At 47.0% G+C, this 2370-nt stretch carries 2 protein-coding genes and 1 pseudogene; all 3 read left to right on the top strand.

Annotated elements, in window-relative coordinates; all coding sequences use genetic code 11:
* Positions 1-692, top strand: a pseudogene (locus QMX96_RS26620) (hypothetical protein); the annotation flags it as partial.
* Positions 692-1168, top strand: coding sequence for a lytic transglycosylase (locus QMX96_RS26615; RefSeq protein WP_078482008.1), 477 nt, complete (start codon positions 692-694; stop codon positions 1166-1168). The pseudogene QMX96_RS26620 and the gene QMX96_RS26615, both read left to right, overlap by 1 nt.
* A gap of 826 nt (positions 1169-1994) precedes the next feature.
* Positions 1995-2370: hypothetical protein (locus QMX96_RS26610; protein ID WP_282362716.1), on the top strand; the 376-nt coding region annotated here is incomplete at its 3' end.

Here is a 2370-nt window from a genome sequence, read left to right as displayed (position 1 = left end):
CTGCTGCGCTGCAATTGGTCAGTCAGTTTCTGAACCAGTTTGAGAGCACCAAAGATACGCTGTTTACGCCGACCGAATCGGAGAGTCATCGGCTTGGGGTGGAGGCAGAAGCGGAACTGGCGCTGGCGATTATTTCGCTGGGAAGTGCTGCTAAAGCTGTGGCTTCGAAAACGCCAGGGTGGCTTGAGAAGCTGGCGGGGATGTTGCAAAGCGGGGAAAAAAATGGTGCAAAAGCTACTGGTGGCGCTGCTGGAAAGGTAGATGATGTTGTAGCTCCATCGTCTAAACCTGAATGGTTGCAACGGCTTGATGCGGGTAATGAGTTTAATAAGGTACAGTCTAAAAACTACCCGAATAACGAAGTTTATATTCAGCGACCTGACGGGAATGGCTATTATCGTGTTGATTCGTATAATCCCATAAAAGGCGAAATCGTCTCTCGTAAATTGACACAGCTTTCTGAGGTTTCAGAGGCGACAGCAAAGAGCTACATAAATGAGGCCATTACGAAATACCCTTCTGGTGCGACCATTGCGAAAGTTCCATCTAGTGGGTCTTTGGGTGGTCAAAAATTGCAAGGTACTGTTATTCTGGAGGTTCCTCCACAGAATGGAGTAATTCCAAAAGCCATCTTGGACTCTGCCAATAAAGCAGGGGTTTTAATTAGAGATACTAATGGGAAGGTGTATTGATGGAGCTACCTATTTATTATTGTAAGACTTGGTTTCGGATGAAGAAGTTTGCGATAGAGCCTATGGATGAATCTCTGGCACATTCTAGGCATCTCTCGGGTGAGTCATATACGGCTCTCATTGGCTCGGACTCTGCGCCATCTTGCTTTGTTGAGTTCTCCATAGATAAAGGAATGGTTGGTGTCGGTTTTTTAGATAAAAAATGTCGTGAGTACCTGACCTACCAATTTCAAGTAACAGATTCGGATAACTTATTTTTGACTATGGCGACTCATCGTGAGTTTGAAGGGGATGGAGACGAGGTCATAGGTGGGGAGTCCTATATTTTCAATGAGGAAGGCGGTCTTGTTATTAGGCGAGAAAAATTTAATCCTCATGAGATTGAAGAGGCTAGATCAAGTTTCGAACCGTCTCGAAATTATGAAAAAATTCCCGAGTTTGGTTGTTACTCTAATTTAACAAAAGCTGATAGATGAAACAGGCAGGTGAGTTCCATTATAAATTTTAAGGGGTCTGAGTTGATATGGCACCGGCCTTGCGCCGGTGTTTTTGCACCCTGTCTGCACCCTTTTTGCCGCCTTCTTGCATCCTATTTGCATCCTTTCTGCAGTCAAGTTGCATCCCTTTTGCACCCACCCTGACGACCTACGGTCTAGCTGCTCAATACGCCCTTTTTGAGCATGATTTTTCGCTACTTAACAGGAGCAAAATCTCAATACACAACACGCACCCCCGTCCGGGGTAAGTGTTTCCTTGTAGATCAACGGATTAGCCATTTTTCGTGCTGATTGATGGCTATACATTTGTAATACAAAACAGAGCTAACTATTTGATTTGTCTAGGATCATGTGTATAGCTTTTGTTATACATCGCTCCATAGCTTCGCTTGCTTAGCTGTTTCGCCTGTCCCGAGCCTTTTCCAACGGATCAACCAGTTGCTCTGTCATGGCCAGCAGAAAGAATCCCCAGACGATAGCGGCATAAGCCCAAAAGCTATTGAGGTACTGTAGCCAAATGAAATGATCGTGACCAAATATGCTCAGCAGAGCATAGGCAAACAACAACGCTGCGATAACTGGAAATAGCAGAAAATTTGTCTTTAGGTACAGCTCAAAATGTAGTTCGGCAATTAGTTTGTAAGTGAGAAGTCAACAATCAGCTGTCGCCGGTAGAGTATGAGAAACGCTATTTTCTGAGCTTGGAGAGTGTCAAGGAAACCAGGGGCGATTCAAACTGCACCTGGAAGAACGCAAGCTCATCTCCGAGCAAGCCAAGGCGCTCGCGCAAAAGCATAACATCAGCATGGCCGAGGCATTTGCCTACTACACCGACAAGGACTGGCAGACCACGATCAGCGCTGCGGGCGTGAAGTTCGACGACAGCACCCTCGCCCACCTCGGGCAGGCGCTGGCGCCGCTCGGGGCGAACTATGCGACCACGGACAAAGGGGATGTGCCGAGCATCAGCGAACCGCACAAGGTGTATACCGCCTCGGAAACGTTGGCGTTGCTCAAGAACTACGAGATCAACCACGCGAACTTCTATGATCCAAAGGTGAATCAGGAATACCTGATCAACGACAGATTCCTTCAGAACTGGGAACAACTCGCCTATTACGACCGCAACCTCAATTACGGCAAAACCGATCTGCTGGGTGGTGGGATTGGCGTAGGGCAAG

It is taken from the genome of Pseudomonas sp. PS01300 (genome assembly GCF_029960155.1).
Classification (GTDB): Bacteria; Pseudomonadota; Gammaproteobacteria; order Pseudomonadales; family Pseudomonadaceae; genus Aquipseudomonas; species Aquipseudomonas palmensis.
Note: the sequence above shows the minus strand (reverse complement) of the source record. Positions and strands in the feature narration are given on the sequence as shown.